Origin of the sequence: Leptospira kobayashii (assembly GCF_003114835.2) — a bacterium.
Lineage (GTDB): Bacteria > Spirochaetota > Leptospiria > Leptospirales > Leptospiraceae > Leptospira_A > Leptospira_A kobayashii.
Genome location: NZ_AP025028.1, coordinates 425,843 through 452,497, shown reverse-complemented (window position 1 = coordinate 452,497; position 26,655 = coordinate 425,843). Strand labels below are relative to the sequence as shown.

The 26,655-nt window shown below is 41.2% G+C and carries 25 protein-coding genes; 15 read left to right on the top strand and 10 right to left on the bottom strand.

Annotation, left to right across the window (positions count from 1 at the left end; genetic code table 11):
* Positions 1-74: 74 nt before the first annotated feature.
* The 7 genes from DI077_RS02175 to DI077_RS02145 all read right to left on the bottom strand — a co-directional run bounded on the left by DI077_RS02175 (position 75) and on the right by DI077_RS02145 (position 9,388).
* On the bottom strand, positions 75-707 hold the full coding sequence (locus DI077_RS02175) for a TetR/AcrR family transcriptional regulator (protein WP_109022086.1): 633 nt from the start codon (positions 705-707) through the stop codon (positions 75-77).
* The gene (locus tag DI077_RS02170; protein ID WP_109022085.1) at positions 708-2,654 is read right to left on the bottom strand and encodes an ABC transporter permease; all 1,947 of its coding nucleotides are present in this window, start codon (positions 2,652-2,654) and stop codon (positions 708-710) included. It abuts the gene before it with no gap.
* A 4-nt stretch (positions 2,655-2,658) separates the two neighbouring features.
* Positions 2,659-3,618, bottom strand: a complete 960-nt coding sequence (locus DI077_RS02165; protein WP_109022084.1) for an efflux RND transporter periplasmic adaptor subunit — start codon at positions 3,616-3,618, stop codon at positions 2,659-2,661.
* Entirely contained in the window at positions 3,611-4,966 is a 1,356-nt protein-coding gene (locus DI077_RS02160; protein WP_242935315.1) for a TolC family protein, read from the bottom strand. Before DI077_RS02160 ends, DI077_RS02165 begins: the two co-directional genes overlap by 8 nt.
* 152 nt (positions 4,967-5,118) lie before the next feature.
* Entirely contained in the window at positions 5,119-6,102 is a 984-nt protein-coding gene (locus tag DI077_RS02155) for a TPM domain-containing protein (protein WP_109022083.1), read from the bottom strand.
* A gap of 76 nt (positions 6,103-6,178) precedes the next feature.
* The gene (locus DI077_RS02150) at positions 6,179-7,786 is read right to left on the bottom strand and encodes a SulP family inorganic anion transporter (RefSeq protein WP_109022082.1); all 1,608 of its coding nucleotides are present in this window, start codon (positions 7,784-7,786) and stop codon (positions 6,179-6,181) included.
* Positions 7,787-7,813: 27 nt separating this feature from the next.
* Positions 7,814-9,388, bottom strand: coding sequence for a helix-turn-helix domain-containing protein (locus DI077_RS02145; protein ID WP_167837221.1), 1,575 nt, complete (start codon positions 9,386-9,388; stop codon positions 7,814-7,816).
* A 126-nt stretch (positions 9,389-9,514) separates the two neighbouring features.
* Here DI077_RS02145 and DI077_RS02140 point away from each other — a divergent pair, with 126 nt between their 5' ends.
* From DI077_RS02140 to DI077_RS02125, 4 genes are all read left to right on the top strand, one after another.
* The gene (locus tag DI077_RS02140) at positions 9,515-11,371 is read left to right on the top strand and encodes an alginate export family protein (RefSeq protein WP_109022080.1); all 1,857 of its coding nucleotides are present in this window, start codon (positions 9,515-9,517) and stop codon (positions 11,369-11,371) included.
* 175 nt (positions 11,372-11,546) lie between these two features.
* A complete protein-coding gene (locus tag DI077_RS02135; RefSeq protein WP_109022079.1) occupies positions 11,547-12,137 on the top strand; it encodes a TetR/AcrR family transcriptional regulator in 591 nt (196 codons plus the stop codon).
* A 60-nt stretch (positions 12,138-12,197) separates the two neighbouring features.
* A complete protein-coding gene (locus tag DI077_RS02130) occupies positions 12,198-13,100 on the top strand; it encodes an alpha/beta fold hydrolase (protein ID WP_109022078.1) in 903 nt (300 codons plus the stop codon).
* 225 nt (positions 13,101-13,325) lie between these two features.
* Complete coding sequence (locus tag DI077_RS02125) at positions 13,326-13,949, top strand: TetR/AcrR family transcriptional regulator (protein WP_109022077.1); 624 nt, start codon at positions 13,326-13,328, stop codon at positions 13,947-13,949.
* A 196-nt stretch (positions 13,950-14,145) separates the two neighbouring features.
* Here DI077_RS02125 and DI077_RS02120 read toward each other — a convergent pair whose 3' ends face one another.
* Complete coding sequence (locus tag DI077_RS02120) at positions 14,146-14,859, bottom strand: lysophospholipid acyltransferase family protein (protein WP_341461787.1); 714 nt, start codon at positions 14,857-14,859, stop codon at positions 14,146-14,148.
* Positions 14,860-14,994: 135 nt separating this feature from the next.
* On the opposite strand from DI077_RS02120, the gene DI077_RS02115 reads away from it, so the two are divergent.
* The 6 genes from DI077_RS02115 to DI077_RS02090 all read left to right on the top strand — a co-directional run bounded on the left by DI077_RS02115 (position 14,995) and on the right by DI077_RS02090 (position 20,058).
* Complete coding sequence (locus DI077_RS02115; protein ID WP_242935314.1) at positions 14,995-16,095, top strand: cytochrome-c peroxidase; 1,101 nt, start codon at positions 14,995-14,997, stop codon at positions 16,093-16,095.
* 368 nt (positions 16,096-16,463) lie between these two features.
* On the top strand, positions 16,464-17,057 hold the full coding sequence (locus DI077_RS02110; protein WP_109022076.1) for a hypothetical protein: 594 nt from the start codon (positions 16,464-16,466) through the stop codon (positions 17,055-17,057).
* Between the two features lie 57 nt (positions 17,058-17,114).
* Complete coding sequence (locus tag DI077_RS02105) at positions 17,115-17,996, top strand: LIC_13355 family lipoprotein (RefSeq protein WP_109022075.1); 882 nt, start codon at positions 17,115-17,117, stop codon at positions 17,994-17,996.
* Between the two features lie 349 nt (positions 17,997-18,345).
* Complete coding sequence (locus DI077_RS02100; protein WP_242935313.1) at positions 18,346-19,125, top strand: class I SAM-dependent methyltransferase; 780 nt, start codon at positions 18,346-18,348, stop codon at positions 19,123-19,125.
* Positions 19,126-19,137: 12 nt separating this feature from the next.
* Complete coding sequence (locus DI077_RS02095; protein ID WP_109022074.1) at positions 19,138-19,695, top strand: slr1658 superfamily regulator; 558 nt, start codon at positions 19,138-19,140, stop codon at positions 19,693-19,695.
* Positions 19,696-19,710: 15 nt separating this feature from the next.
* Positions 19,711-20,058, top strand: coding sequence for a slr1659 superfamily regulator (locus DI077_RS02090; protein ID WP_109022073.1), 348 nt, complete (start codon positions 19,711-19,713; stop codon positions 20,056-20,058).
* An 11-nt stretch (positions 20,059-20,069) separates the two neighbouring features.
* Here DI077_RS02090 and DI077_RS02085 read toward each other — a convergent pair whose 3' ends face one another.
* Entirely contained in the window at positions 20,070-21,233 is a 1,164-nt protein-coding gene (locus DI077_RS02085; RefSeq protein WP_109022072.1) for a GNAT family N-acetyltransferase, read from the bottom strand.
* A 117-nt stretch (positions 21,234-21,350) separates the two neighbouring features.
* On the opposite strand from DI077_RS02085, the gene DI077_RS02080 reads away from it, so the two are divergent.
* The 3 genes from DI077_RS02080 to DI077_RS02070 are packed head-to-tail and all read left to right on the top strand — an operon-like array spanning position 21,351 to position 24,423.
* Positions 21,351-22,862 carry a PP2C family protein-serine/threonine phosphatase gene (locus DI077_RS02080; protein ID WP_109022071.1) on the top strand — a complete coding sequence of 504 codons (1,512 nt, stop codon included), beginning with the start codon at positions 21,351-21,353 and terminating at the stop codon, positions 22,860-22,862.
* 7 nt (positions 22,863-22,869) lie between these two features.
* The gene (locus DI077_RS02075; RefSeq protein WP_109022070.1) at positions 22,870-23,820 is read left to right on the top strand and encodes an adenylate/guanylate cyclase domain-containing protein; all 951 of its coding nucleotides are present in this window, start codon (positions 22,870-22,872) and stop codon (positions 23,818-23,820) included.
* Between the two features lie 33 nt (positions 23,821-23,853).
* Positions 23,854-24,423 (top strand): slr1658 superfamily regulator, encoded by a 570-nt coding sequence (locus DI077_RS02070; protein ID WP_109022069.1) that lies wholly within the window; start codon positions 23,854-23,856, stop codon positions 24,421-24,423.
* Here DI077_RS02070 and DI077_RS02065 read toward each other — a convergent pair.
* A complete protein-coding gene (locus DI077_RS02065; protein ID WP_242935312.1) occupies positions 24,413-25,063 on the bottom strand; it encodes a TetR/AcrR family transcriptional regulator in 651 nt (216 codons plus the stop codon). The genes DI077_RS02070 and DI077_RS02065 overlap by 11 nt on opposite strands.
* A gap of 96 nt (positions 25,064-25,159) precedes the next feature.
* Here DI077_RS02065 and DI077_RS02060 point away from each other — a divergent pair, with 96 nt between their 5' ends.
* On the top strand, positions 25,160-26,119 hold the full coding sequence (locus tag DI077_RS02060) for a hypothetical protein (RefSeq protein ID WP_109022068.1): 960 nt from the start codon (positions 25,160-25,162) through the stop codon (positions 26,117-26,119).
* Entirely contained in the window at positions 26,116-26,556 is a 441-nt protein-coding gene (locus DI077_RS02055) for an ABA4-like family protein (protein ID WP_109022067.1), read from the top strand. The genes DI077_RS02060 and DI077_RS02055 overlap by 4 nt, the downstream gene beginning before the upstream one ends.
* Positions 26,557-26,655 lie beyond the last annotated feature (99 nt).

The following is a 26,655-nucleotide window of genomic DNA, read 5'->3' as shown; positions in this document are numbered from 1 at the left end:
ATCAGAATTTAAAACTCTCCTACAATAAAGTCAATGAAAAATTAGAGCTTTTTATCGGTTTCGGGCCGGGAAGGTTATTTTAACCGGCTGAAATAAGAATATAAAAATCGGCCGAGTTCCGTGAGGATTTGTTTTTTTCTCATCTTGGAAATTTTCGATTCACGCAATAAGGATTTGAATACGGAATCCACAGCTTCTACGGAAATAAAGGCGACATCCATTGCCTTCTGCTTTTTCAATTTGGGAAAAAGAGGTAAAAGCAATTCGTTTACAAGCGAATTCGCAAATCTAATATTGCTTTCTTGATCCAACTTTTGTAATTCGGGATGAGTGTGAACGATAGATTCAATCGTATGATACCATTTCACTTCTACAAGTGACTTTTCAAACATCGAAAGCAATTGTTCGATTAGTTTTTCATCGAATTTTTTTCTGGTTTTCATTTCTTCTCTTACCAAAGAGAAAAAATAATCGTGAATATTGAGATAACTTGCATCCGCCAAAGAATACAATATGGCCTCTTTATTCGGAAAAAACTGATACAAAGAACCGACGGAAATCCCGCACTCCAAAGCAATCGCATCCGTAGTAATCGAATCGTAGCCCACATCTTGCAATAATCGAATGGTAGAATCCAAAATTTTTTGGACGCGTTCTTTGGAACGAAGTTGTTTCGGTTCTCTTCTGGGTAATGCTTTGTATTTCATCTATTCGTATCTTAACGCCGTGATAGGATTTAATTTTGCGGCAAGCTCCGCAGGCCACCAACCGAATAAAACTCCGATTGTAGTGGAAAACAAAAGCGAAATTCCGATGGAAGAAGTAGTGATCATCGCCGTCCAACCAGCAAACTCCTGTAACATGGTAATGGTAAATACTCCTATAAAGACTCCGACTCCTCCTCCGATAAGACTTACCAAAACGGATTCAATCAAAAATTGAATTCTTATATCGTTGTTTCGCGCACCTAACGCCTTACGAAGACCGATTTCACGAGTTCTTTCTTTTACGGAAACAAGCATAATATTCATAATTCCAATTCCTCCTACAACAAGAGAGATTCCTGCGATTCCCATCAGCAAAGAAGACATCGTTTGACTGGTCTCCGAAACCGCGGCCTGAATATCAGCCATACTCATGATTTGAAATAAATTTCCCATCGTTTCATTCGTATTATGCCTTTGGTGCAATAATGCTCTTAGATCGGACGAAAAAATATCACGATCCGCATTCGGATCCAATTCCATTTCAATCGAATCGATACTATCCCGGTTCATTACCCTGCGAAGTGCCGTTTGCATAGGAATCAAAACCACGTCGTCCTGGTCTCTAAATCCACCGTTTCCTTTTTCAGGAAGGATTCCAATCACCTTAAAATGAATCCGATTGATTTTAATGTATTTTCCCAGAGGATCCGCTTCCCCGAACAATTCCCGTAAGACTGTAGCCCCGATCAAAACCACCAAACTTCTCTGATTGTTTTCCTCTTCCGTAAAAAATCTTCCCGAAGTGGGCAATGAATTGCGCAATACTCCGTAAGAAGGCTGAACTCCCATGATCATAGTATTCCAGTTGCGGTTTTGATGCACCGACTGACCGCGGCCGGTAATTGTCCCGCTTATATTCAGAACACCAACTAATTTCCGTTTAATGGCATCCACATCTCCCAAATCAATCTTTGCCACGCTTCCCGCTTCCAAGGAAACTCCGCCGGATCTGGATCCCCCCGTTCTTACGATAAGTAAATTGGAACCCATGGAATTAAACTGCTCTTCGATACTTTTTTTCGCTCCTTCACCTAATGCAATCACTGCGATAACGGCGGCCACACCGAACAAAATTCCCAATGCAGATAAAAAGGATCGTGCCCTGTTTGCAATCAATGTTTTTACAGCGGAACGAAGAGATCCGAATAAAATAGACGAAAGTTTTCTTTGGGAATGGGGGAAACTGAAAAAGGAATCCGTTTTTTTAGTTCGGTTTCTTTTCTCCTCTTTGACAATCTTTCCGTCGGAAAAATAAATCAAACGATCGCAATACTCCGCCATTTCCTGTTCGTGAGTTACCATAACGATCGTTTTGCCCTCTTTGTGTAGTTTGGACAATTCCATCATGATATCCAATTTACTTTTGGAATCCAGATTTCCCGTAGGTTCATCCGCAAAAATAAGTCCGGGACCGTTGAACAAAGATCTTGCGATCGCTACCCTTTGCTGTTGTCCTCCGGAAAGTTCATTCGGCTTATGATGGGCCCGGTCTCCCAGACCGACTTTATCCAAAAGAGAAAGAGCTCTTTCTTCGCCTTGGTCCGAACCGGAATACAATCCGGGCAAACCTACATTTTCCAAAGCCGAAGTTCTTGCGAGTAGATGAAATTGCTGAAAAATAAATCCGATCCGACTGGAACGGAGAAACGAAAGTTCATCTCCCGTCTTTTTGGAAACCTCTTCTCCGAAGAGTAAGTACGACCCGGAATCAAATCCGTCTAACAAACCTAAGATTTGTAAAAGTGTGGATTTCCCGGAACCGGAAGCCCCCATGATAGCGACAAACTCTCCTTCCTGGATGGAAAGGGAAACATGATCCAATACCGAAAATGGAATAGAACCTGTGTTATATGTTTTTACAAGATTGGTGATTTTGATGACATCCAAAGGGTCATCTCCTGGGAGGCATACGCGGAGACTGAAAAGGACCACCGCTTTGCGGCTGTTTGGTTTTTGGCGCTATCTTTTGGATCAATATTATTTCTCCCTCCGACAAACCGTCTTTCACTTGCGTAAAACCTTCATCAGAAAGACCGATCTCAATTTTTTTCTTCGAAGGCAATGATTCTTTCTCGGGATTAGGCGTATATACGAAAGATTGCCCGTTCTCCTTCAAAATGGATTCATTCGGGATCAAAAGAATATTTGATTCTTCCGCAAAAATAAAATCGACAGTGGACGACATCCCGCTTCTAAAAAACTCGGGAACCCGGGAAGGTTTCACTTCCACTGAATAAACCGTCACATTATTTTCAGTGACAGCTTCATAAGCAATATGAGAAACAAAACCAAGCACAGGTTCGGCGGGAAACGAATCAATCGTTAAAAGCGCCTTCTGCCCTTTCTTAACTCGGGCCAAATCCGTTTCGTCCACTTTCGCTTGTACAAGCAATGCATCGGAAAGTACAAATAAAATATCTTGTTGAGTTACGGTTTGACCGGTGCGGATATTGTTCGCGATGACAAGTCCTTTCAAAGGTGCCATCACAGGTGTGGGTTTGTACAGATCTTCCCATTCCTTCAGCTCGCTTGCACCTTTGGCCCTTGCTGCATCCAATAGTGCCGCTCTCTCCGTAGAACTCATCCAGGCAAGAATTCTACCTTTGGAAACGGTATTCCCCTCTTCCAACAAAACGGATTCGATTCTTCCTGCGATCGGAGGTTTGATTTCCAAACGGTTTTGAGGTTGAACAGTTCCGGAAGCTCTTACAAATACTTTCAAATCACCTCGTTTAACAGTATGACGTTGGTAACTGACTCTGGACTTTTTCCCGTCAAAAAATTTAAAATAAACGAATGCAGAAAGAATAATAGTTAAGATAGAGATTAGGAAAATCCATTTTTTATTCATTGGAAATACTCTTACCAATATTACGAAGCCAGGTTGCATTGGCAAGCTCTGCTTCCCGTTTGCCGGTGAGTAAGTTCTTCTCCCGATTGATCAAATCATTTTCAATGATATCCCAGTTTTCAAAATTGAGCAGTCCGTTCGAATACTGCGAACGTGCGATCTTTGCACGAGTCTCGGCAGCTTGAAAATAGTTTTCCAATACTTCCACATTATCGATCGCATTCCTTAGATTTTGATAGGACTGCTGCAAAGAATATGTAAGTGAATTTCTTTTGCTATCTCTTTGATGAACGGACTTTTCGTGTTCCGTTCTGGCAATCTTCACATCATAATAATCCCTTCCGCCATTGAATATGGGATAACTGAAATTCAACCCGAAGGAATAGGTTTTCGGTTTCGGCAACCAAACATCGTCTTGGCGGGTGATTGTTGCGCTCATACTGATATCAGGATAAAATTTACCTTCCGCCACGGACACTCCCGCAAGTGCCGCTCTTACCTTGGCCTGTTCCGCCATCAATTGAGGATGACCTGCGACAAACTCTTCCCAATTTTCCAGTTTAGGTATGGAAGGGGTAACCAGATTTCCGTCTAACTGGTATTTCTTATCGTCTTCAACGGAAAGAATACGTTTTAATTCGGCAAAATTGATGGCTTCGGTTCTTTTGGATTGTTCCAATTCGAATTCCGCCTGTTTTGTCGCAGCCTCACTCATCAGATAAGATCCTTTGTGTTCTCTTCCGCCTTCGTAACGAAGTTTGACCAAGTTGCGGTTTCTTTGACGACGTTCCAGAATTTCGGTACTCAAAGAGGCCAAACTTTTCGCATACAAAACTTGCGCGTATGCATTTCTCAATTCATACGAGATTCTGATTTTTGTGTCTTCTAATGTCTGTTTTGCGGCTTGCACGAGTGCCTCTGCCTGATCGACGGAACTTTTATCCTTAAACCCGGCAAAAAGATTTTGGCTGGCAGTAAGTCCCACCGAATATCTGTTTGATGCCCCTGTGGAACTACTTCCCGACTGGGTTCCCGTACTGCTTGTAGAACTTCCTTGGGATTGATTTGCGGTGACATTCGGATCGACCAAAGTTCCCGAGCCGCTGAAGTTGTTTGTCAATTGTCTTGCGGATGCCTGTGCCGTAAGTGTAGGCAAGTACCCTGCATAACTTCTTTCATATTGAAAGACCGCTTTGTCCAACTCCGCTTTGGAAAAAGCCAAATCGGGATTCCCGCGTAAAGCATCTTTCCAAAGAGATGCAAGCGTGACTGCTTCCCCTTGTAGAGAAACAAAGCCGAAGAAAGAAATGCCAATATATATCGATTTTCGAAATGAGAAAAGATTCACTATGCTATTTACCCAAGTTTAGGAAGGGAAGTCCCCAAATAACGAGAGGGCGCACCCATCATTATTTTAATTCCTTTCTAGGATTTTATAACATGAGAAAGAATCCATCTTAAAATTATCATTCTGATTCTGGTCGGTTTGTAATATGTTTGTTACCAGCTTCCCGAACTTCCACCGCCTCCGAAGCTACCACCGCCACCTCCGAAACTACTACTTCCACTACTGCTGCTGCTCCAACCACCCGAGGAAAAACCACCTCCCGACGACCGACCGGAACCGCCATATGCACTTTCCTTTTCTTTCATTCGTTTTCTACCATGCGGTGTAAGCAGATGATAAAGTTTCCAAAGACCCATACCGATTGCATAAGTTAGAAAAATGATAATGCCTATATCCGGTCCGTGTAAGGCGATGGGAAAAAGACTCCAAAACGGAAATAGAAAAAAATAAAGAACCCAACCGAAGTAAGGAAGATTGGCAGCAAGATAAGTGAATACTCCCAAGATTCCAAAAACGAAAAGACTTCCGAAAATTCTTACTGTAATAGGAATGTTTTCCCCACCACCGTCCATCTCCCCTAAAAACGCAAGTGGTCCCAAATAGGAATAATCCTTAGGAGGAGGAATCGTATAAGTTCCCGCAATGGCACCTAATATTTTATGAACACCATTTCGGATTCCTTCTTCAAAATCACCTGCTTTGAAAGAAGGTTTGATTTCCTGTTCGATGATCCGGTGACACAAAACATCGGTTAGAGTTCCTTCCAGCCCGTAGCCTACTTCGATTCTGAGTTTTCTATCATCCTTGGCGATAAATAACAAAACACCGTTGTCCTTTCCTTTCTGACCAAGTTTCCAAGTCTCCGCCACACGAAGGGAGTATTCTTCCAGATTTTCATCTTCCAAAGAAGAAGTGAGTAAAACCACAACTTGGTTCGAAGTTTTATTTTCATGCTGAACAAGAAGATCATTGATTTCTTTTTCAAAGCCGGGTGTTAAAGTCCAGGTTTCGTCGATGATATGGGAGGTGAGTTTAGGAACTTCTTTTGCAATCAGAAGGTTCGGGGAAAAAAGGAAAATCGATAGCAGGAAAGTAAGAACTCTGAAAGGGAAAAATGATACTCGAATGTTTTGCATAGGTTAGAGCCGGGCTAACCCTATGCAAAACTTAGATTTTTGACAATCTATTTTTGATCTGTAAAATCTTTATCGATTAGACCAATCTTCTCGATGCTTGAGGGTGATTGGAAATCGGTTTCAAATCGTCCACTCCGGAAATGATCACTTTTCCGCCGTCTGATTCATAATCGTTTTTGAAATCATTCAAAAAGTCCAACGCGGAGTAACCCGCAAATTTCAAAGACTCACATTTGATTTCAATCGACTTTCCTCTCGGAAGTTTGTTCAGGGTTCTTTTTACACTCAACATGTTTGAAAAGATCAATGCTTTGCGAATATGCAAAGTATAAGAGTCTTTCTTTTCTTCTATTTCCACATCGGAAATGAACATATTGCGTAAAGGAACACCTAATATCAGTTGGATGATCAGTTTCGTTACGATACCGGCACCCACACCGACGAGCAAATCTTCAAAAACAGTAAAGAAAACCGTTACAAGGAACACAACGATTTGATCCCAACCTTTCTTATAGGCATGAATGAACTCCGCCGGTGAAGCAAGTCTTACTCCTACCATAATCAAAACCCCTGCAAGAGATGCCAAAGGAATCTTATGAATCAGCCCGGGAAGCAAAACGATAAACACTAACAAAAATGCACCGTGGAAAAAGTTGGACCATCTTGTTTTTGCACCATTATTAATGTTAGCTGATGATCTGACAACTTCCGCAATGATCGGCAATCCACCGATCCATCCTAGAAAAAAGTTACCGATACCTTTCGCCACCAATTCTTTGTTCATATTGGAACGTCTTCTGTAAGGATCCACTTTATCGATGGCGGATGCGGTAAGAAGGGATTCGATACTTGCAATGAGTCCGATCGTAACTACCATCAGCCAGAAAACTCCGGTTCCGATCTTATCAAAGTTAGGGTGGATGATTCCGTCTGTGATATGTGCAGGAAGTGTCACGAGACTAGTAGGACCGATTTTGTAGATTTGATCCATAAGAGAATACGAATGTTCGTCTTCCAAATCGAATACAATCCCGAGGATCACTCCGATCACCACCGCAATCAGAGGAGCGGGAAGTTTTTTAACGAAGGCATTTTTGGTTCTACCGAGTAAGACCAAAACCAAAATCGTCGAAATCCCGATGATCGCAACTTCCGGATTGATTTTACTAAGGCTGAATGGCATTTCCAAAATCAATCCGCTGATCGTTTTTGCTACAGGAGTAATTCCCAAAGCAACATAGAACTGCTTGGATATGATGATGATACCGATAGCGGACATCATCCCGTGAACAACGGAGATAGGAAAGAAAACCGTTAGGTTCCCTGCTCGTAAGAGCCCCAGAACAATCTGAATAGCTCCGGCGATTACAATTACCGCAAGAGTGTATTCGAATCCCAATCGGTTATCGCCACCACCGAGCACGGTAATGGAATGAAGAACAACGGCAATGAGACCTGCTGCAGGTCCGTTGATCGTAACATAAGAACCACTGAAGAGAGACACGATAAGTCCCCCTACGATTCCGGAAAAAAGTCCTGCCATCGGAGGAGCTCCGGAAGCAAGAGAGATTCCCAAACAGAGCGGCAATGCGATTAAAAAAATAATGAATCCGGATATTAAATCCGATTTCCAGTTTTTCTTTAAACCTTGTAGACCATCATCAGGTATAGATGTACTTGTCATAAACAATCCTTGATTACTTACTTTTTCTTAATTAATTCGCTTAACTTTCGTCTTTTGCCCTAATTCTTGTTTGCGGTATTCATTTGGATTGATACCGGTTTGTTTTTTAAACTCCAAATAAAAAGCAGACCGAGATCCAAACCCAGCCTCTCTCCCTATATCCGAAATATTCTTACCTTTATCTTGTAATAATAATTGTTTTGACTCCAAAACTCTGTAATAATTCAACAGAGACGGAAAATTCATTTTAAATTCCGAATTCACAAGTTCGCTTAACTGGTGATATCCGATTCCCAGAGACTGGGCTACTTGTTCTTCATTGCAATCTTCCGAAAGAAAAATCTTATCGTTCTCCAACATCTCTTTCAAATCGGAAGTAACTTGAAACACATCTATTTGAGTTAAATTAGATTTTTTAACAGTATGCAAGGTATCCGTTTCCATTTTATCCACCTGTATAAAAGCAAATGACGTAAAAAAAGGAAGATAAAAGATCGCGCCGAAGTTTGTGAAAAAATGATAAGGATAAAAATCAAAATGAAACAGGGTCATCAGAAAAAAGAAAAATAGAAATATCCCCCATGCCGTTACATAACCCAGTTTGCCCCGGTGATTGGAAATAATTAGGGAAAAATGGCTTTTTACAAAATAAAAAATCATCCAACCGAATACAAAAGATAATAATAAGATACGATGCTCGTACCAAAACTGGGAAACAGGAACCAGCAGATAAACCAATCCTGACAAAGAAGTGACCCAAAATGTTTTGGAATGTATCAAACTTCCGGACTGAAATCTATCCCATAACAACAAATAGGTGGAAAATGAAAAATGGTTCAGGCAAAGCAAAATGAAATATGCATGACGAAACAGATTGTTCTCATTTCCGAAAACATCGGCAAACTCCTTGCCGTGAATGAAATAAACAAGTAGAGTGAATAAAGTATAATGAATGCCTAAACCGACATAAACGAATCTTTGTTTTTTGCGAAAATTAATCCCTGCCCAAACGAGAAAGACAGCCATCATAATGAACAAAAATATAAAACCGGTCCAACGGAACCGTTTAAACCAATAATAACCTGTCCCCGACATCAACCGAATCGGATAATTCAGGTCTTCATTCGATTCAATTCGTAGATAGAATGTCCTGGTTTCTTTCGGTAAAAGATCAATATTGAAATGAGGATAAGGTGATAATAATCCGAAAAGGCCCGACTCGGTGGAATACCCGCTGAAGGAATCCTCCGTTTCTCCTTTTCTTGATTCGGAGCAAAGTTCAGCGACTGGGATATTGATCCATTGTACCAGAATGGTTCTTTTCCAAAGCAATTCGGAAGGATTTGATAAGGTAAAACGAAGCCAATTTCCTCTGGGATTTCTTCTGGAACGGACGGAACTTCCCAAGTTCTTGTGCCACTCAACGTGCTTCAATTCTTCGATCGAATCCAAAGAACAGGACTTAAGACTCAGCTGGCCGTCGTAACGATATTCAACTTGGTTGGATATGTTTTGGTCCAATTCGCCGCTCGGTCCCAAATCTCCACAGCTCACGGAAGAGAGCGCAAACAAGGAAAGAGAGATCCTGTGTCGCCAATTCATTTTGTTCCGAGCCATCCCATATCTACTGGTTTTAAAGTTTGGCAAAATTATACAAGTACAATAACTTTGTCTAAGTTTATATTTTTGGACAAGACAAATTGTCTAATTTTATAATTCTGGAGATATATGAATCCTAAACAAATTCCTTCCCCACTCTCTTTTTCGAGTGTTACTCTTCTATGTGCACTGCTGATCTGCACTCTTTCTTTAAGTGCAGAGGAACCGACGACAACGGCAACTCCACCCCCTGCCACCACAGTGAAAGAAAAATACAAATCCCCCATGATAGAGAAAGGAATCGATCCTGAATTTGCCAGACATATGTTTGTGGAGCCTGATCTTGCCAAGTCTGTGAACAAATCAGAATCTCTCTGGATCAATGACGTTCTTAGGGTAGGAGCCTATTTTCGTCCCCGTTTCGAATCAAGAAACAACCTCAATTTCGATAAATCCAACAAAGAAGTAATCGATAGAGCCGTCCAAACCACTTCCCTTTTCTTTATATTTGATCCGAGTCCTTATGTATCTGCAAAAGTAACTGTGCAGGATTCCAGAGTTTGGGGAGGGGAAGCCCCCGCCTCTTCCGGAGACATCCGAGCCAATTTTTTCAATAACACTCCAACTCAAATCGCAGCAGGTCAAAGCAATGCCGCATTGAATAGCACGGACATCAGAGAAGCGTTCCTTATGCTGAAAAAACTTCCTTTGGATATCAAGGTTCAATTAGGTCGTCAGATCTGGGCCTATGGCGACCAACGGATGATAGGTGGTGGTAACTGGACGATCAACGGGCTTTCTTATGACGGCGCCAGAATCATGCTGGAAAGATCCGATTTCAAAATTCATTTATTTGCAGCCCGGCCTTTTTGGACCCAAAGCGGAACCAACGGAGTTATTTCCGCAAACGATCCTACGATCAACAGCGCGTCCAAAGGAACCGATACCACATTATTCGGAACTTATAATTCAGTCAAAATTCTGGACGCAGTCACTGCGGATGTTTACAGCATCAACGTAGTTCGCAAATGGAAACCCAATACATACAATGCCGCGACCAATCTTCCCAATGCATCCGCAGACGATCCACTTGCGATGAATCGTTCCAAACAAAATGAAGAATTATACACTGCGGGTTTTCGTTTAACCAACCGGACGGAAAATAACAACCTACCCAAAGGATCCTCTTGGGATTGGACGGTGGAAAGTGCTTGGCAATCCGGTTTTACCGGAAAGCGGATTCGGGAGAAAATGTTCGGCTACGACTTACCTACCACTTATCAAAATATGAAAACGGAAAGGGAAAAATACACGGGGCAATTTCACTTCGCTCAAACAGGTTATACCTTCTTCGAAAAACTTCGAATTGGCGGTCAAATTCAATATGCATCCGGAGATGCGAATCGCTCCGACGGAAGCGCTTCCACTTTCCAAACTTTATCCAACCCGAGATTCGGTGTGATTCCTTACTTCAATACTGTGGCAGGGATTTCGGAAAACATCGATACCAAAAACTTAATATCAAAGGGAGCGAGTATTTCTTACAAAACCGACGAATACGGCACCTTTCAAGTTTCCTATTTTGCAAATGATAAAGCGCAAAGACAAGATGCATGGTATGCCGTAAGTGGTGCAGCTAACTCCGCATCAACGATCGGTTCCGCAAATTCTTCTCCCGTTGATACTGCAAAAGGAAGTACGGAAAGTTACACCAATAACGTATACACTCAGAATTATTCCTTGGGAAAACATATCTATACCGAGATCGACTTAACTTGGATGGGCAAAATCAACGACAACGTCTCCATCTGGATGGGTGTCGGTTATCTTCATGCGGGCAATGCAATCACTAACTACCGAAACGCTCTTTACGTTTACGACGCGAGCAGCAATAGCTTCGGGATCAATCCCAATTATATATTGGGAAAACATAAGGCGGCAACTGACGGAGGAATGGCTTACCTGCAAGTCAATGGCGCCTTCTAACAATTTTGGATTATATTCGTAACTGAATAGAATCATATTTTGACTCATCACTGGATGCCCTTTTGGTTCCCTCCCCAGAGAACTAAAAGGGCGTTTTTTTATTCCAGTGAAGAGATAGATCCGGGAAACGCGGAATATGGATTGACAAAAAAAGAACGATCGTTCGTATTGAATTATGGGCAAAGGAGAAGAAACAAAATCGATTATTTTGAACCGTGCCGTTCAGATCGCAAGCAAGGAAGGTTTGGATGGGCTGACCATCGGAACTTTGGCGGATGATCTGGGTATGTCCAAAAGCGGAATCTTCGGTAAATTCCAATCCAAAGAAACCCTTCAAATCGAAGTATTAAAAGTGGGATCGGAAATGTTCCGAAGGAACGTCATCTATCCTGTGCTTAAGTCGGAACCTGGTCTGAAAAGAATCAGAACTTTGTTTATTACTTGGTTGGAATGGATCGAAGGAGATGCATTGCCCGGCGGTTGTTTGGTCTTAGGAAGTATTTCCACCTATGACGACAAACCAGGAGCTGTAAGGGATTATCTGGTTAAGGTGGAATCGGAATTGATGAGGTTAATCGAAAGATTTTTATCCGAAGTCAAAGCGGACAAAATTCTAAAACCGGGATTCAAATCCGATTTTTTCATCCAGGAACTCTGGGGAATCATATTGGGTTTTCAACTCTACCATCGTTTTTTTCAAGATGCGAAATCAAAAACAAGAGCTAAATCAAGCTTTGAAGAACTGATTCAAAGATCATTGGCATAACGAAAATCATAAAGGAAATTTAAATATAATGGACGCAATTTCAAATACCAGGAGTAGATTATGGAATCAAAAATAAGCACGAACGTTCGATCTTTTTCAAATCATGTTCAAAGGAAACTGGACTTTGCAAAAAGAAAACCCGAGTTTTTGGCGGCAGTGGCAGAAAACCTTTTTTTCACACCTACAAGATCCTTTCCTTCCCGAAAAGAGAAAGATGTTCTAGCCACAGGTGTGGAAAAAACCTTTCGTATGGGAAACCGGGAAATTCATTACTGGCATTGGGATAGAGGTGGTGAATTGGTTTTTCTGGTTCACGGATGGAATGGCCATAGCGGAAATTTATCCCGATTCGTTGAACCTTTGCTAGCGGAAGGTTTTTCCATAGTCAGCTTTGATCTTCCCGGTCATGGTGTTTCCGGAGGAAGGCATAACAGTTTGCCTCTTTCCGCACAAACATTGATTCAGCTCACTGAGATCGTAGGTGTACCTTACGCATTTCTCGCTCACTCTTTCGGAGGAGCCATTGCAACTTTGGCGATGGAAAAAGGGTTAGAGGTAAAACAAGCAGTGTACATTTCCCCGCCTTTGCGTTTGGAAGATTTCAGATATGAATTTTGCAATTATATGAATTTCGATTTCGATACGATGGAAAAGATGAAAGCCAGAATAGAAAAAAGATTTAATTTTTCATTGGAATATTTGAATACAGCCGAACTTGGAAAAAATTTGAATACGAAACTTTTAGTCATTCATGATAAAGATGATGACGAGGTTCCTTATTCAAAAGGCGAGAAAGTAGCAAAGTCATGGAAATCGGCAGAGCTTATCTCAACGGAAGGGCTAGGCCATAAAATGATTCTGCGTTCTCCAGATATAATCGAAAAGACAATCAGGTTTATTAAAGAAGGTCTTGTCTCTTCGGATTCCGGAGTGACGAAAGGAGTCTCCGTTCTGAGAGTTTAATCAAAACATTATGAGAATAAAGGAAAGATCGGATATATGGGATTTAATATTCGGTCTTCCCTTCATAAAATACAAATGCTAGTTAGTTGATTATGCAAAATGTTTCTCAAAAAATCCATTTCCGATTCCTCGGAATAAATAATTCACAAATCCATTTTGCAAGAAATTAGACTTGTTTCCATTTCACTCTTTAAAATAAAATCTAAGTAGAGTAGTGATTTCTTAGTGGAATTAGGTAACCGTACACGCCGTATTCGAAATAGCCTTTCGCGGGAAGAAATTCGGGAAACGTCCCTTTTGATTCTTCGGGAAGAAGGATTGGAAGGCCTATCCATGCGCAAGATCGCTCATCGACTAGGTTGCAGTGTGGCCAGTCCCTACTCTTATTACGAAAATCAAGTGGACTTGGTCAAAGACCTCATCAAACACGGGGAAGACGAACTCTTGGGAATGTTACGAAGATCCATTCCGGATGAAAATGCAAATACCACTTTCCAAAAATTAGCGGCAATTGCCCGTGCTTACTTTTATTTTGCCAGCACAAACAGAGAACTCCACAAAGTTATGTTCAATACGGATTATAACACAGTGCATAGAAAAGCGTTTCCTCAGCTTCCCAAAAGTTACCGTTTCTTTTTAGAAACACTACGGGAAGGATTCGAATCAGGAGAGATTCGTTATCCCAAAAAAGAATACCCTGCGATCGCTCGGATGATGTGGGGTTGGATGTACGGACTTTTGGTTTTGGACATGACGGGGATGCTGAAAAAAAGACGTGGAAGTGACAATCCGATCGAAGAGGGGATTTCTTATTTTAAAACTCTGCTGGAAGGAACTTCGCCTCGTTAGGATTTGCGGGAGGTACCACAACTTCCACGATGACCAAGCCTAACTAAGGGCAAAAAGGCGAACTAAAAATCAAAAAAAATCCCAAGTTCGAAAAGGTGGTTGTGCTACCGTCTGATGTATGCTAAATGGAGCACATTGGGTGGCGGGTGGTTAACCCCACCCAATGTCGATAGGGCGGGGATAGTATTCTAAAAACTCAACCCTTTCCCGTAGTTTCCACCACATCAGCTCCTACATCTACGGCCCTTCTCTCTTTCAGGCGCAAAAATTCTTTGGCAATATATTCAGTTACCAGGTTTGCGTCCATCGGTTCCCAAATCGGATTTCCGATGGCTATACGGAGCGGCTTATTTAAATTATAAGCTTCAATGTACATCGGCAAAATCGGAAGGTTGTATCTTTTGCTAAGAACCGCCATCCCGCCTTGCAAACGTCTTGATTTACGAAAACCACGGAACCAAGTCCCCTCCGGGAATATACCAAGGCCTAAATTTCCCAAGTTAATCCGTCTCTTTACTTCCTTAATAGTTTCAGGATCACTCTGATTCCGATTAATCGGAATTAGGTCAATAGAAGTAACAATGCCTTTTACCAATTGTTCTTTCCTGATTTGCCCAGGAGTTTTTTTTCCTTTTTTACCGGAATCGAAACTGGTAAGTGCCGTAGTATAGATACCATGTCTTTTTAACATGGCGCGAATCATAAACGCATCATAAGGCATAGTTACCAAACGTAAAAATTTATTTCTCGGTTTGATGTGATTGGCTACCAAAATCACAGACTTGCCTTTGAAATCTTTTAGAATATGCTCATTTTCATACGTACATTTTTTGCGTCCGTAAATTTGTCGCATAGGTTTGACAAGCGCCCACATAAATATCAATCCGAGAAATCTGCCTAAATAATACAAAGCTCTATCCTTCCTATTACTATCGTTCGAACGAATTAAAGTGAATTGGTTGCAAATTTTTTCCACAAAAAAACGCACCCTCTCACGAAATTACACAAATAGTCAAAAACTGAACGGAAAGAAGGTTTGACCATTTTGAATAGATTTCCGTGTTTGGTACCTATGTTACTGAAAATGCAATTGTATTCGCCGAAGTGCATATACAAAACATTTTTATTACTAACTTCTATTTGGTTATTTTCTGCATGCAATACCGACTTTGATTTGAAGAAAAAAGAAGACAGTGACAATACCCGACTGCTCGCAGCTTATCTTTACCAAATTCCCGGAGGAGCGGAAATTCAAGCGGAAGCTAGGATCAAAATCGGATTATTGCCGCCAAAAACTCCTGGCTCCGAGTCGGATACCCCGGCACAAATTACCCTGGGAAATAAAATTTTCAGAGATAATACTTTATCCCTCAACCATGTTCAGTCCTGTCACACCTGCCATCCGTTAGATGGAAATTCCGCAGGCATGGACAGTCAATCCACATCCCGCGGCACCTCCGGCCAGATAGGAAGGCGAAACGCTCCTACGATTTTAAACGTGGGGTACCTTCCGATTATTTTCTGGGACGGAAGAAAACAAAATTTATTCGATCAGGCGGTAGCACCTTTTCTCGATTCATTGGAGATGGCTTTGCCTTCGGAAGCAGAATTATTGACAAGACTTCAAAATAACTCTAGTTATACGGGTTTGTTTCAGAATGCTTTTCCCGATTCGCCCGCGATCAGCATCAACTCCTTAAGAAATGCACTCTCCGCCTTCGAAAGATCTTTGGTTTCCAAATCCAGATTCGATGATTTTATAGAATGGGATCTGCGCGCACTAAATAATGAAGAGAAACAAGGCTTAAAGACTTTTATGGATCTGGGTTGTACAAATTGTCATAGCGGATATCTGTTAGGCGGCAACCAATTCAAAAAACTGGATTCCTTTTATTCTTATAATACGAACGATTTGGGAAGATTCGAATTTACGGGGAACCAAGATGATAAATCTTTTTTTAAAGTTCCACCTCTTCGTAACGTAGCCTTGACCGCCCCTTACTTCCATGACGGAAGTGTTCGAACCTTAAAAGAAGCAGTAACAAGAATGAACCAATATGAAATGAGTCGACCCATGACAGATTCTGAAATCAATTCCATCGTAACATTCTTAAAATCTCTTTCCGATAAAACAAAATCTAATTAGATTTTGAAAATTGACAAAAAAGTCCATGGTTACGAACCTGACCTTAACCTTCAGGGAGGAAACAGGTGCAACTCCTGTGCTGACCCGCAACTGTGATACATCAACTTAGCTTTCGCTTTGTTAGATGGTAAGCCAGATCTTCCCCGCAAAGAACGCTCCGAGGTATGGGAACTTTGCACACTTACTTATGACTCATTCCGTGAGACATGGTAAAGGGGCCCCGAAGGCTAAAATCGGGGCGCCCGAATGGAAAAAAAGTTACTTACTCTCTCATATCCAGAAGTCAAGACTCATCGTTTAACAACGAAGATACGCCTATTTCCAAATCGTGTTCCCCTAAATTCAAACCAAGATTTAGGAGAATCTAAATGAAAACAATTTTAAAACTAACTGTTGCTATTCTGGCAATTTCTCTTTTCACCGCTTGTTCCGATTCTGGAAAAGTGAATAAATCCGAAGCAGACACGAATTTGCTTGCAGGTCTTCTGCTCGGTCAACAACAAGGATCCGCGTCCGTCTACAACACTTTAACAGAGATTAGAGGATATTGGAAGGGCGGATTTTGCAGTGCCGGAACTTGTTCCAGCTTCACAACGAATGTTTCCATCGCACAAGATCCGAACGGCTTCGGTGTTTGGGCATCCGGTACTAGCTACACAAGAATCATATCTGCAGACAGTTCGGCAAGAACTTTGATTTATCAATATTTACCAACTGATTCTTTCAGCCCAAGCAAATATACAAAAGTGCTTTGGACTACGCCTACTTCCGTAGGATGCGAAAACTCTGCCACAAAATGTTTCTACTATTGCACGGTTTTCCCTAACTTCGCAACTTTAGCGGAAGCACAAAACGCAAATTTGTCGGCTTACAGTTCGGCAGATCCTACCAGATCAGGTTGCGGTGGATTCGGATGGAGCAAAGCTCTGTTTGTATCTTCCAACCCGACAAATTGGAATTAAGAGTTAAATTTTTTTACCCTGCTCCAACAAAGCAGGGTTTTCTATTGGAGAAAAACAATGCAATTTAAAATCAAAAACTTTATTAAAGGGTTAGGTTATTCGTTATTATCAGTTCTTCTCATGTCTTGCTCGGGAGAAAAAAAGAATAATTCATCGGATTTACTTTCATTGTTAGCTTTAACTTCAGTATCTTCATCGGGTAGCACATTGGGCTCTTGCCCTCCCGCTTCCTTACCTTCGGGTATACCCATTGCAAATACAGTTGTCTCGGCAAATTCCACAGTCAGCGGATTCAATGATTCCACAAAAGCAATCAACGGAATTTGTGGTGGTGGAGAAACTTCCGGCTCACTCGACGTATACGCACTTAATTTAACAGGCACAGGTGCTACAGTAGTACTTTCCTGGGGTGGTAAGACTGTAAAAAATGTTTCCGGAGTTGATTTCATAGTTTATGAAAACCCTTTCAAGGTGAGCGATACAAGCGATCGTTATGCGTTTGATCCGATGGTTGTACAAGTATCTTTCGACGGCACCAATTATTGCGGATTCAATCTAAGCGGATTTGGTGGCGGTCTGCCAAGCTCGGATAATAATAAAATCGCCTATTGGCCCGGCTTCGGCGGCCTTCGTCCGGTCAATTATAACATGACCTCGAAAATCTTCACTCTGGAACAACTATTCACTTCCACAGGAAGCGGTTTCCTGACCGGCGGTGGAGACGGATTCAATCTGGACGATCTGTACAGTTCCGATGCTCAAAACCCTGCTTGCGATAATACGGTAAAAACGAATATTCAAACAAACGGATTCAAATTCATCAAAATGATTTCTGCAACTGCAGTTACAAACCCAGCAACGAGCGCAGGTTATGTATATCCTCATTCTTACACAAATGGGCCCGACATCGATGGCGTTGTGGGAAAATTGGTGGAATAATCAATCCATAACAATTTTATAAAATGTCTTTTTCAATGAGACATAAAAAATATAGGTTTTGGAATACAAGACGCATCATCGGCGTTTTCAAATTCCTAGGAAAGTAAGCTGTAACAACAAGCAAGTATTTCACAAAAGCTCGGCCAAAGTCTAGCTTCTGCTAAACGGTCTGCAAGTTATGTCTTAGGGAGGTCACATTCCCCCATTTTTCCCGCCTTTTCTTCGGAATGGCTCCATTCTCAATATTTATAGCAATTTGGTGAAAAAACTTTGAGAATTCAGTTGACCAAATTAAAAAAAAAGGATTCTTTTCTTACAATTAGATCGCGTTTGATTTGAGATTGTAACTTTGAGCGAAAACTTTTATACACAAAAAATATCCATCCATGACGAGATGCCTAGACTCTCCGCTCAGGCAAACTTGTTTCGTTTGCTTCTGGATCCTTTCTTTGATTCCATTCACTTTGAAAAGGAATCCGGTAAGGGATTGGACGCAGGGGCAGGTCCTGGAATCCTAGCCAGTTTTCTTACAAAAAAAAATCCGAACCTGGTTTGGTCCGCCTGTGACATTTCGGAAGAAATGGTTCAATACTGCAAACTTTCCTATCCCAAGATCGATTGGAAGGTTTGTGACCTTCGCAATCTGGATTATCCGGACAATAGTTTTGATTTTATATTTAATTCCATGGTTCTCATCCACATCCAAGAGCCAGAAAAAGTGATGAAAGAATTCTACAGAGTGCTTAAACCCGGTGGAAAATTACTCATCACTTGTCCCAACGACAAAACGTTCGAAGGACCTCCCGTTCTTTTAGAAATGGTTGCAAAACACGCGGAAATCCATCCTGCTGATAGATATGTGATGGAAAAGGTTCCGGGCTTTGCGAAAGACTTAGGTCTGACTCTGGAAGCCAGAACCGACTTCGTTGCCAGCAACGATGGCAATGACGACAAACCGAAACTAGATTACCCAACCATTCATTTAGGAATGATGACAGGTTGGTCGATGTTATCATTTATGGGGCACCCGGACGGTATGCAGGATGTATACTCTCGTTGCCAATCAGAGTACATGTCCAATCGTGTACGTTTTTCATTAAAACTCGAAACTCATTTGTATCGGAAATAACGGAGGCGGAATTTGAACCAGAAAGTACCGAAAATAATCGGTGAATTTCAAACGATACCAGACAACTTGCCTGCTGACGGGCAGTTAAAATTGATCTTTCAGCCGATTGATATGACTACCTACTGGCGTAGATGCGGTCTTACTGCCAATTTTGTTGCGGGTTTTTATTCTTATTGTTATGAGGCGAGTGATACCAAAGCAAATTCACTCTCTACAATTATCAACGAACTACTGGAAAATGCATCCAAGTTCTCCAAAGCTAGGGAAGGACGCATTCAAATCGAGTTAAAACATTACGGAAATCTTTTGAAGGTAGATGTTTCCAACATCGCCTCCAGAAACCTTCGCGAATCCTTTGAGGCGTTCGTGAGCAAACTACAAGCGGAAAACGTAGAAGAGCTTTATTTTTCTACTTTAGAATCGAAAGAAGATGGCGACACAAAGTCGGGACTTGGACTTCTCATGATGTTGAAGGACTATCCTGTCCGGTTCGGTTACAGTTTCAATGAGATTGATGCCGATACTCATGAAATAACGGTGCGAGCCATCATCAACGTAGAAGAGATATAACCAGGCGCAAAATTCATGGAAATCAAAGACTTAGACTACCACATTCAATTTGACGAAGCGACGAGAACGGTGAAATTCGTCGGTTCCATTCGACTTCAGAACTTACCAGCATACGAACCAATTAAGAACTTTTTACGTGATGTCGCCAAACTTTGCCAAGGTGTATCATTAACGATGGATTTCAAAGAACTGCAATTCGTGAACAGTTCCGGGATTACCACCTTGTCTATGTTCATTATTGATTCGAGAAAGAGTGCTTCTTACCAGATTAAAATATTAGGTTCTTTGAACGTATCCTGGCAATCCAAGTCTCTCTCCAATTTTAAGAAACTTTGGGACCAGGTTGTTTTAGAAATCGCTTAATTACTAATATTTTACGCCTCTACACCGCCCATCTCGTACAATCTACGATAATCGAGCATGCGGCGGGACATTTCATTGAATCTCTGTCCCAAAATCACAAACAAGTTAGTTAACAATTTCATCGCAAGGCTCGGGCTTTGTAATTCCAGTTTTTGAAATTCATTCGGAGTTAGGATAAGCAGTTTAGCCTTATCACGGACAACAATCGTTGCATTTCTTTGTGTTTTAGCAACAAACCCCAGTTCACCGAAAATTTCCCCTTGGTTTAAAACCGCAATTGTGGAATAGGAACCGTCCTCTTTTTCCACAAGAACGGACACTGCACCTTCCAGAACACAAAACAAACCTTGGCTTTCCTGGTTTTGTTTGAATACAATGGCACCCGGCTCATAGACAATCAAATCCAGCATGGAAAGTAATTTGGAAGCTTCCTGTTCCGTGAAATTGAAAAGAAAGGAAAGTGCTTGGTTGGGAGGAAGTGCCATATCCGTAACGATATTGTTCCAAACTTCTTCCCCTTCCATGGAGAAAAGAGGTCGGATATCTCTATACTCCGGAAATCGTTCCTTAAATAAATCGGCTAGTTCCGTACCTGCCGGGTATCTTTTGGCAAGTCGTAAGAAAGGAGAATGAATCTGTTTGAGATATTCGTGGTCATCCAAAAGGAAAACCATTGGGATTACATTTCCATAATCAGGGTGATCTATATTTTTCTTGTACAATCTGTACCCTACTTGGCTGTACAAACGCACAAGATGAGGGTTTGTATCGATAAAATCGATGAGTATTCCGTTTTCCCGGGCGTGCTCATAAATCTTCATACACAACATACTTGCGGCGGCGGAGGAACGGTATTCCCGGCGCACCATAAGCTTGGTAGACATGGATACTTGATCGGGGTAGAAAGGACGAAAATGATCCATATCATAGAGTTCCTCGCATTCCAGCTCTCCATCTTTGCGGAAGTTGATCCGAACGGTTCCTATGACCTGGTCATCGTCTTCGGCAAGAAACAAATGGCCTGTATCATCATAAGGTTCATGGATTCTAGCTTTCTCATGGTCAGCAAAGGATTGTTTTCTGTTCATTTCCTGAACATAGATATCATAACGTAATTGGAAAATTTTTTCCCTATCTTCTGTATTTTGCGCCAATCGAACCCGAATTTGACCCATTTGCGGTTCCTCCTAAAAAAATGAAAAATCATTTGCAATTTATGCAAAATGTATGACGTTATTAGCTAATTTTCCTCATTCTCAATATCGAAATATAAAGAAAGAAACCTGTAACCTATGTCGCAAGCCCCCGCTACCGAAAACCGATTCGTCCTCTCCGATTATTACAAAACACAACTCAAAGAGATTGCTTACCAAGGTGAATTTCGCGCGGAAACGTTCGCAACGAAATTCCGTTTCTTCTTCCTTGGCTTTTTAGTAATCTTTGCCACCCTCGGCCTTGTTTCGGGAAGACCCGTCATCGAGTTCTATTTTCAACTGGCCGCTATTTTAGTTTTACTTGCTTATAATTTTATCGTCTATTACTCCCTAAAAAAATCAGGCAATTACTTAAATATTTTTAAATTTCTTTCATCTTTTTTAGAAATTTCGCTTCTAACGTTTGTTACAGGATACAGCGCTTATACTCAAAAGAACCCAAGTTTGGTCTATGCCGCTCCGATGGTCTATGTTTATTTCATTCTCATTGCATTAGCATCGATTCGTAACAATACAAAGACAATCATATTCGCATTGATCGTTTTATTCATAGAGTATGCAGCATTAACGATCGTATTTTTTCCTCAGATGTCCCAGTTCAACGAGAAATTGATGGAGATGTCGGATATTTTAAAGCCTCACTTTTTAGAAGAGCAAGGTTCCTTTTTCATCGTCAACGCAGTTCCGATGGGAATCTTTCTTATCCTTCTTTATATGATTGTTACCGGCGGTTTGATTTTATACGCCATCGTAAACACATCACGCACAACGCAAGAGCAAGCCGACTTGATTTCCAATACGGAAAAGCAAGCCATCCTGGAAGAGAACATGCGTTTGGGAATGGAGTTGGATGTTGCAAGACAAATCCAAGCGATGGTTCTTCCCCGTACTGAAGAATTAGTAGAGATCAAAGAATTGGAAATTTCCGCAAGAATGGATTCGGCTAACGAAGTAGGTGGAGATTACTACGATGTCATTCCTCATGAAGACGGCACGATTTACATCGGTATAGGAGATGTAACGGATCATGGTTTGGCTTCCGGAGTTGTGATGCTAATGACTCAGTCCGCATTTATCACTACTTTGCGGGCAAAAACACAATCCTTACGCGAATCTCTAAAGTCTATTAACTCTATCTTATTTTCTAATATTCATATAAGAATGAAAGACATTAGAAATCTCACTCTCTCCTTATTCGCGTATAAAGACGGTGTTTTTACAACAGCCGGCCAGCACGAAACCATCCTGATTTACAGACAAGCGACGAAGAAAACGGAGATCATCGATACAACCGATCATGGTATGTTAGTCGGTCTGACGGAATCCATCGACGAATTCATTCATGAACACAAAATCGAACTCGGTTTGAAAGACATTATGCTTCTTTATACGGACGGCGCTACGGAAGCGGAAAATGCAAACAGGGAACAATTCGGTTCCAAACGTTTGGTTGAATCTTTAGAAAAACACTCGGGTCTTCCTACTACGGATGCAATTATCGAAGCAATTTATAAAGACATCTACGGGTTTATCGACGGAATGCAATTGTATGACGATATTACCGTGATGGTAATGAAAAGAAAGGTGTAGGATTCTCGTGAGCGGTGAAGATTTACAAGCACTACTTGAGGAAGAACAGGCCAAGTACGCCGAGCTGGAAGTACTTTACCAAAATATCATAGACCATTCCACTGAAGTGGAAAACGAGCTCCTGGAAAATAATAAAAAGATTCAAATGTTTATGGATCGTATGAGGAGATATCTATCCCCTCAACTCCATGAGATGATCACCGGTTCCAAAGAAGATGAAACATCGATCAATTCTTATCAACGCCGGAAACTCACTATCTTTTTCTCGGACATTGTAGGCTTTACAACCATTACGGATTCCATCGAACCGGAAATCCTATCCGACTGTCTAAACAAGTATCTGGACGTAATGTCCTCCATTGCGATCAAATACGGCGGAACCATAGATAAGTTTATCGGTGATGCCATTATGATCTTTTTTGGAGCACCTGTGTTTGAAAACGATACCGCTCATGCCTTAAATTGTGTGAAAATGGCGATTGAGATGAGAGACAGTCTTCCTGCTTTGGACGAGTATTGGAGAAAGTCGGGAATCAACCACAGTCTTACTTGTCGTATCGGGATTAATACAGGTTATGTTACAGTAGGCAACTTTGGAACCAATGAAAGGATGGATTACACAATCATTGGCGGTCCGGTGAATGTGGCTTCCCGATTGGAACACGCATCTGAGCCCGGCGGAGTGCTCATCTCCAACGCAACTAAATCCCTGATAGACGAGTTTATCGAAACGAGACCCAAAGGTGAGATCGTAGTTAAGGGAGTGCACACGCCTATAGAAACCTACCAAGTGATCGGGCTGAAAGAGAACCAGGAGAAGAAGGAAAATCCATTCCTGAAATTTGACAATAACGGATTCTTGTTGAAACCGCTACATTTCGATAAAATCAGTACAGATCTCGAAGAAAGACGATTAATGCGATTTGCATTAGAAAAAGCGCTTGCGGCTTTGAAATAATACTATATCCTATTTCCGTTATACACAAGCATTATGCGAAAGTACAGTAATCTAAAATCAATAGACATTTTAAAAACAGAAGCTGATTCCAGAATCTCGGTTCATTTAAAGCCGTTGGATTTGATGTCTCACTGGAGACGGATCGGGATTCTTTCCGACTTTGTTGCTTATTTTTACGGGTTTTCTTTCATTCCCAATGAAACGGCAACTCCGGAAGCAATGAGAAGTTCCGAAATTGTAAATTCCATCTCAACTGTGTTCAACGAACTTTTGGAAAATGCTGCCAAATATTCCTATAATGACAAAGCCGATATTGATCTCGAGTTAGCCTATAGAACCCGTTGTTTTGAAATGGTTGTCATCAATTATACAAATGACAAAAGCCTACAAACTTATGAAGTAAATCTAAAGGAAATTTTCGAATCGGAAAATCTTGACGATCTTTATATTCAGAAATTAGAATTGAATGAAAACGATCCCCACCATTCGGGCATAGGTTTGGTAATGATTTTAAAAGATTACCCGATCGAAATGGAAGTCATTGTAGAGAACAAAGGGGAGATTTCAAAAGTTACAAGCAGGGTGATTTACTTTACGGATTGATCCGGATCCCATGCACTACTATCTCCAAAAGAGAATTCATTTGTTTTCGTATGATTTCTCTTTCTTCTTCTGTTTTTGTTAAACGCCAATATCTTTCATTTATCACTGCAAATCCGTGCACGGAACTCCAAACGCTCATCGCAAGAGTTTCCGCCGTGAAATCATTTCGGAAAACATTACCAGCCTGCCCCATTTCTACAATTCGATATAAACCCATATAGGCTTCTTTGCCTACTTGCTGGAGTTCTTCAGGAGGGTCCTCCCCGCAATTCACTTCTCCGCCAAACATCAGTTCCGTTCTTCTGGGATGAAGAAGTACCAAATGGATATAAGCCGAACCTGCGGCATTCAATTTCAGAAGAGCGCTTTCATTTTCTTTCCAGGCCCGATCCATCGCATCGCGCAAATCGGAAAACCCACGAATCGCCAAAGCGTACAAAAGATCCAATTTGTTCGGAAAATGCCGGTAGGGCGCAGAATGGCTTACGCCTAAATCCGAGGCTACATCCCGGAGACTTAAAGCTTGGACCCCTTTTTCCTCTAAAATCGCTTCAGAACGCAAAAGAACCATGTTTCGTAGGTCACCATGGTGGTATGACTCCGGGGTTTGTTTGGAAGTTTTGTTTTCTTTTTTTTTCATAAATGTTTGCAGTGTCCACTTTTTATGTTGACATCGACTACTTAAATATATACACTGTCAACATCAATTTCAATTCAAAACGCAGAGGAGTCAACCATGTCTTTAATTGCAAACCTCGTCTTTAAAGGAAAAAATCCGCTATATGCAAACGGAATACTTATGGGAATCGCATTGTTGATTTTGCTTCCTTTGTATTTTTTCGATGAAAGGATGATATCATCAGCACCGATGTGGACAAAATCGGTTAAATTCACAATCTCAATAGCCGTTTATTCTTTTACGTTGGTATGGATTTTACAGATTTCAAGACTTAAGGAAAAATACATTTACAGTTTATCTTGGGTTCTAACTCTCATGTTCCTAATCGAAATTATATGTATCTATTTTCAATCTGCGCGAGGTATCGATAGCCATTTCAATATAAGCTCTCCCTTGAACGGTTTTATCTTTTCACTTATGGGAATCAGCATTACCATTTTCTGGATTGCCCATCTTCTCATTACCCTCCAAGTAATTCGTAAATCGGATATCCATCCTTTATTGCGGGAAAGTCTTGTTTGGGGACTTGGAATCGCCGCATACGGAATGGTTCTTGGCTTTTTTATGACTCAGCCAAGAACCGAACAAATAGCGGAAATGCAGAGAGGAATCTTTACTACAAGCGGCGGGCATACATTCGGAGCGACGGACGGCGGAAAAGGTATCGATTTCTTCGGGTGGAGCAAGTTAGCAGGTGATATGCGGGTACCTCATTTTTTCGGAATGCACGCTATGCAATTTTTTTCAATTCTCGCCTGGATTTTTTCCATGGGTAGAGAAGATGATAAAAAAAGTATCTCCGATTTTATGTCGTTACGACTCTTCGGTATCTCATACTTGTCGACAACCATTATAATGCAGATACAAGCGTTAACCGGTGAATCTTTATTTGCAACTAGTCTTAAATTCCAAATAGCATATGCAGCATCCTTGTCTCTGTCCATTTTAGGAATTTTCTTAATTGTCTCGAATTTTAAATTAAACAAACAAATTTCAAAACCAGGAGAAGTTTTATGAATTTAGAAACAGTATTTCAAATAACAAGCAATGTTGCAGTGTTAGGTTGGCTGATACTAATCGTTGCTCCGAATTGGAAACATACGAAGAACATTACCACAATCCTGATCTCAACACTTATCTTTGGGGGGCTGTATGCTTTTTTTATCGGAACCAGCTTCGGAGAAGGTGAAGGCGGTTTCGGTAGTCTGGCGGACGTAAGAAAGTTATTTATGAATGATCGGGCTTTGCTTGCCGGATGGATTCATTATTTATCTTTTGATTTGTTCATCGGAACATGGGAAATTGAAAATGCGAAATCTCTAGGAATCTCAAGATGGTTGGTTCTTCCTTGCCAAATTCTAACCTTTCTATTCGGGCCGATCGGTTTGTTATTGTATTTTCTGATAAGATTGGCTGTTACCAAAAATATCAAACAAGGCAATACATTTGCCTAGGCAATGGCAAAAAGGCGAACGAATTTGAAAAAATTTACGGGTTTTCCGGGAAAGAGAGGATTTTCTACCAGAATGTGTTAGGTGGTGGACGGCAGCCCA

Bases quoted from the DNA above. Each gene is read 5' to 3' on its own strand.
- DI077_RS02175 (WP_109022086.1), bottom strand. From the start codon at position 707: ATGAAATACAAAGCATTACCCAGAAGAGAACCGAAACAACTTCGTTCC.
- DI077_RS02165 (WP_109022084.1), bottom strand. From the start codon at position 3,618: ATGAATAAAAAATGGATTTTCCTAATCTCTATCTTAACTATTATTCTT.
- DI077_RS02155 (WP_109022083.1), bottom strand. From the start codon at position 6,102: ATGCAAAACATTCGAGTATCATTTTTCCCTTTCAGAGTTCTTACTTTC.
- DI077_RS02150 (WP_109022082.1), bottom strand. From the start codon at position 7,786: ATGACAAGTACATCTATACCTGATGATGGTCTACAAGGTTTAAAGAAA.
- DI077_RS02145 (WP_167837221.1), bottom strand. From the start codon at position 9,388: ATGAATTGGCGACACAGGATCTCTCTTTCCTTGTTTGCGCTCTCTTCC.
- DI077_RS02140 (WP_109022080.1), top strand. From the start codon at position 9,515: ATGAATCCTAAACAAATTCCTTCCCCACTCTCTTTTTCGAGTGTTACT.
- DI077_RS02135 (WP_109022079.1), top strand. From the start codon at position 11,547: ATGGGCAAAGGAGAAGAAACAAAATCGATTATTTTGAACCGTGCCGTT.
- DI077_RS02130 (WP_109022078.1), top strand. From the start codon at position 12,198: ATGGAATCAAAAATAAGCACGAACGTTCGATCTTTTTCAAATCATGTT.
- DI077_RS02110 (WP_109022076.1), top strand. From the start codon at position 16,464: ATGAAAACAATTTTAAAACTAACTGTTGCTATTCTGGCAATTTCTCTT.
- DI077_RS02105 (WP_109022075.1), top strand. From the start codon at position 17,115: ATGCAATTTAAAATCAAAAACTTTATTAAAGGGTTAGGTTATTCGTTA.
- DI077_RS02090 (WP_109022073.1), top strand. From the start codon at position 19,711: ATGGAAATCAAAGACTTAGACTACCACATTCAATTTGACGAAGCGACG.
- DI077_RS02085 (WP_109022072.1), bottom strand. From the start codon at position 21,233: ATGGGTCAAATTCGGGTTCGATTGGCGCAAAATACAGAAGATAGGGAA.
- DI077_RS02080 (WP_109022071.1), top strand. From the start codon at position 21,351: ATGTCGCAAGCCCCCGCTACCGAAAACCGATTCGTCCTCTCCGATTAT.
- DI077_RS02070 (WP_109022069.1), top strand. From the start codon at position 23,854: ATGCGAAAGTACAGTAATCTAAAATCAATAGACATTTTAAAAACAGAA.
- DI077_RS02065 (WP_242935312.1), bottom strand. From the start codon at position 25,063: ATGAAAAAAAAAGAAAACAAAACTTCCAAACAAACCCCGGAGTCATAC.
- DI077_RS02060 (WP_109022068.1), top strand. From the start codon at position 25,160: ATGTCTTTAATTGCAAACCTCGTCTTTAAAGGAAAAAATCCGCTATAT.
- DI077_RS02055 (WP_109022067.1), top strand. From the start codon at position 26,116: ATGAATTTAGAAACAGTATTTCAAATAACAAGCAATGTTGCAGTGTTA.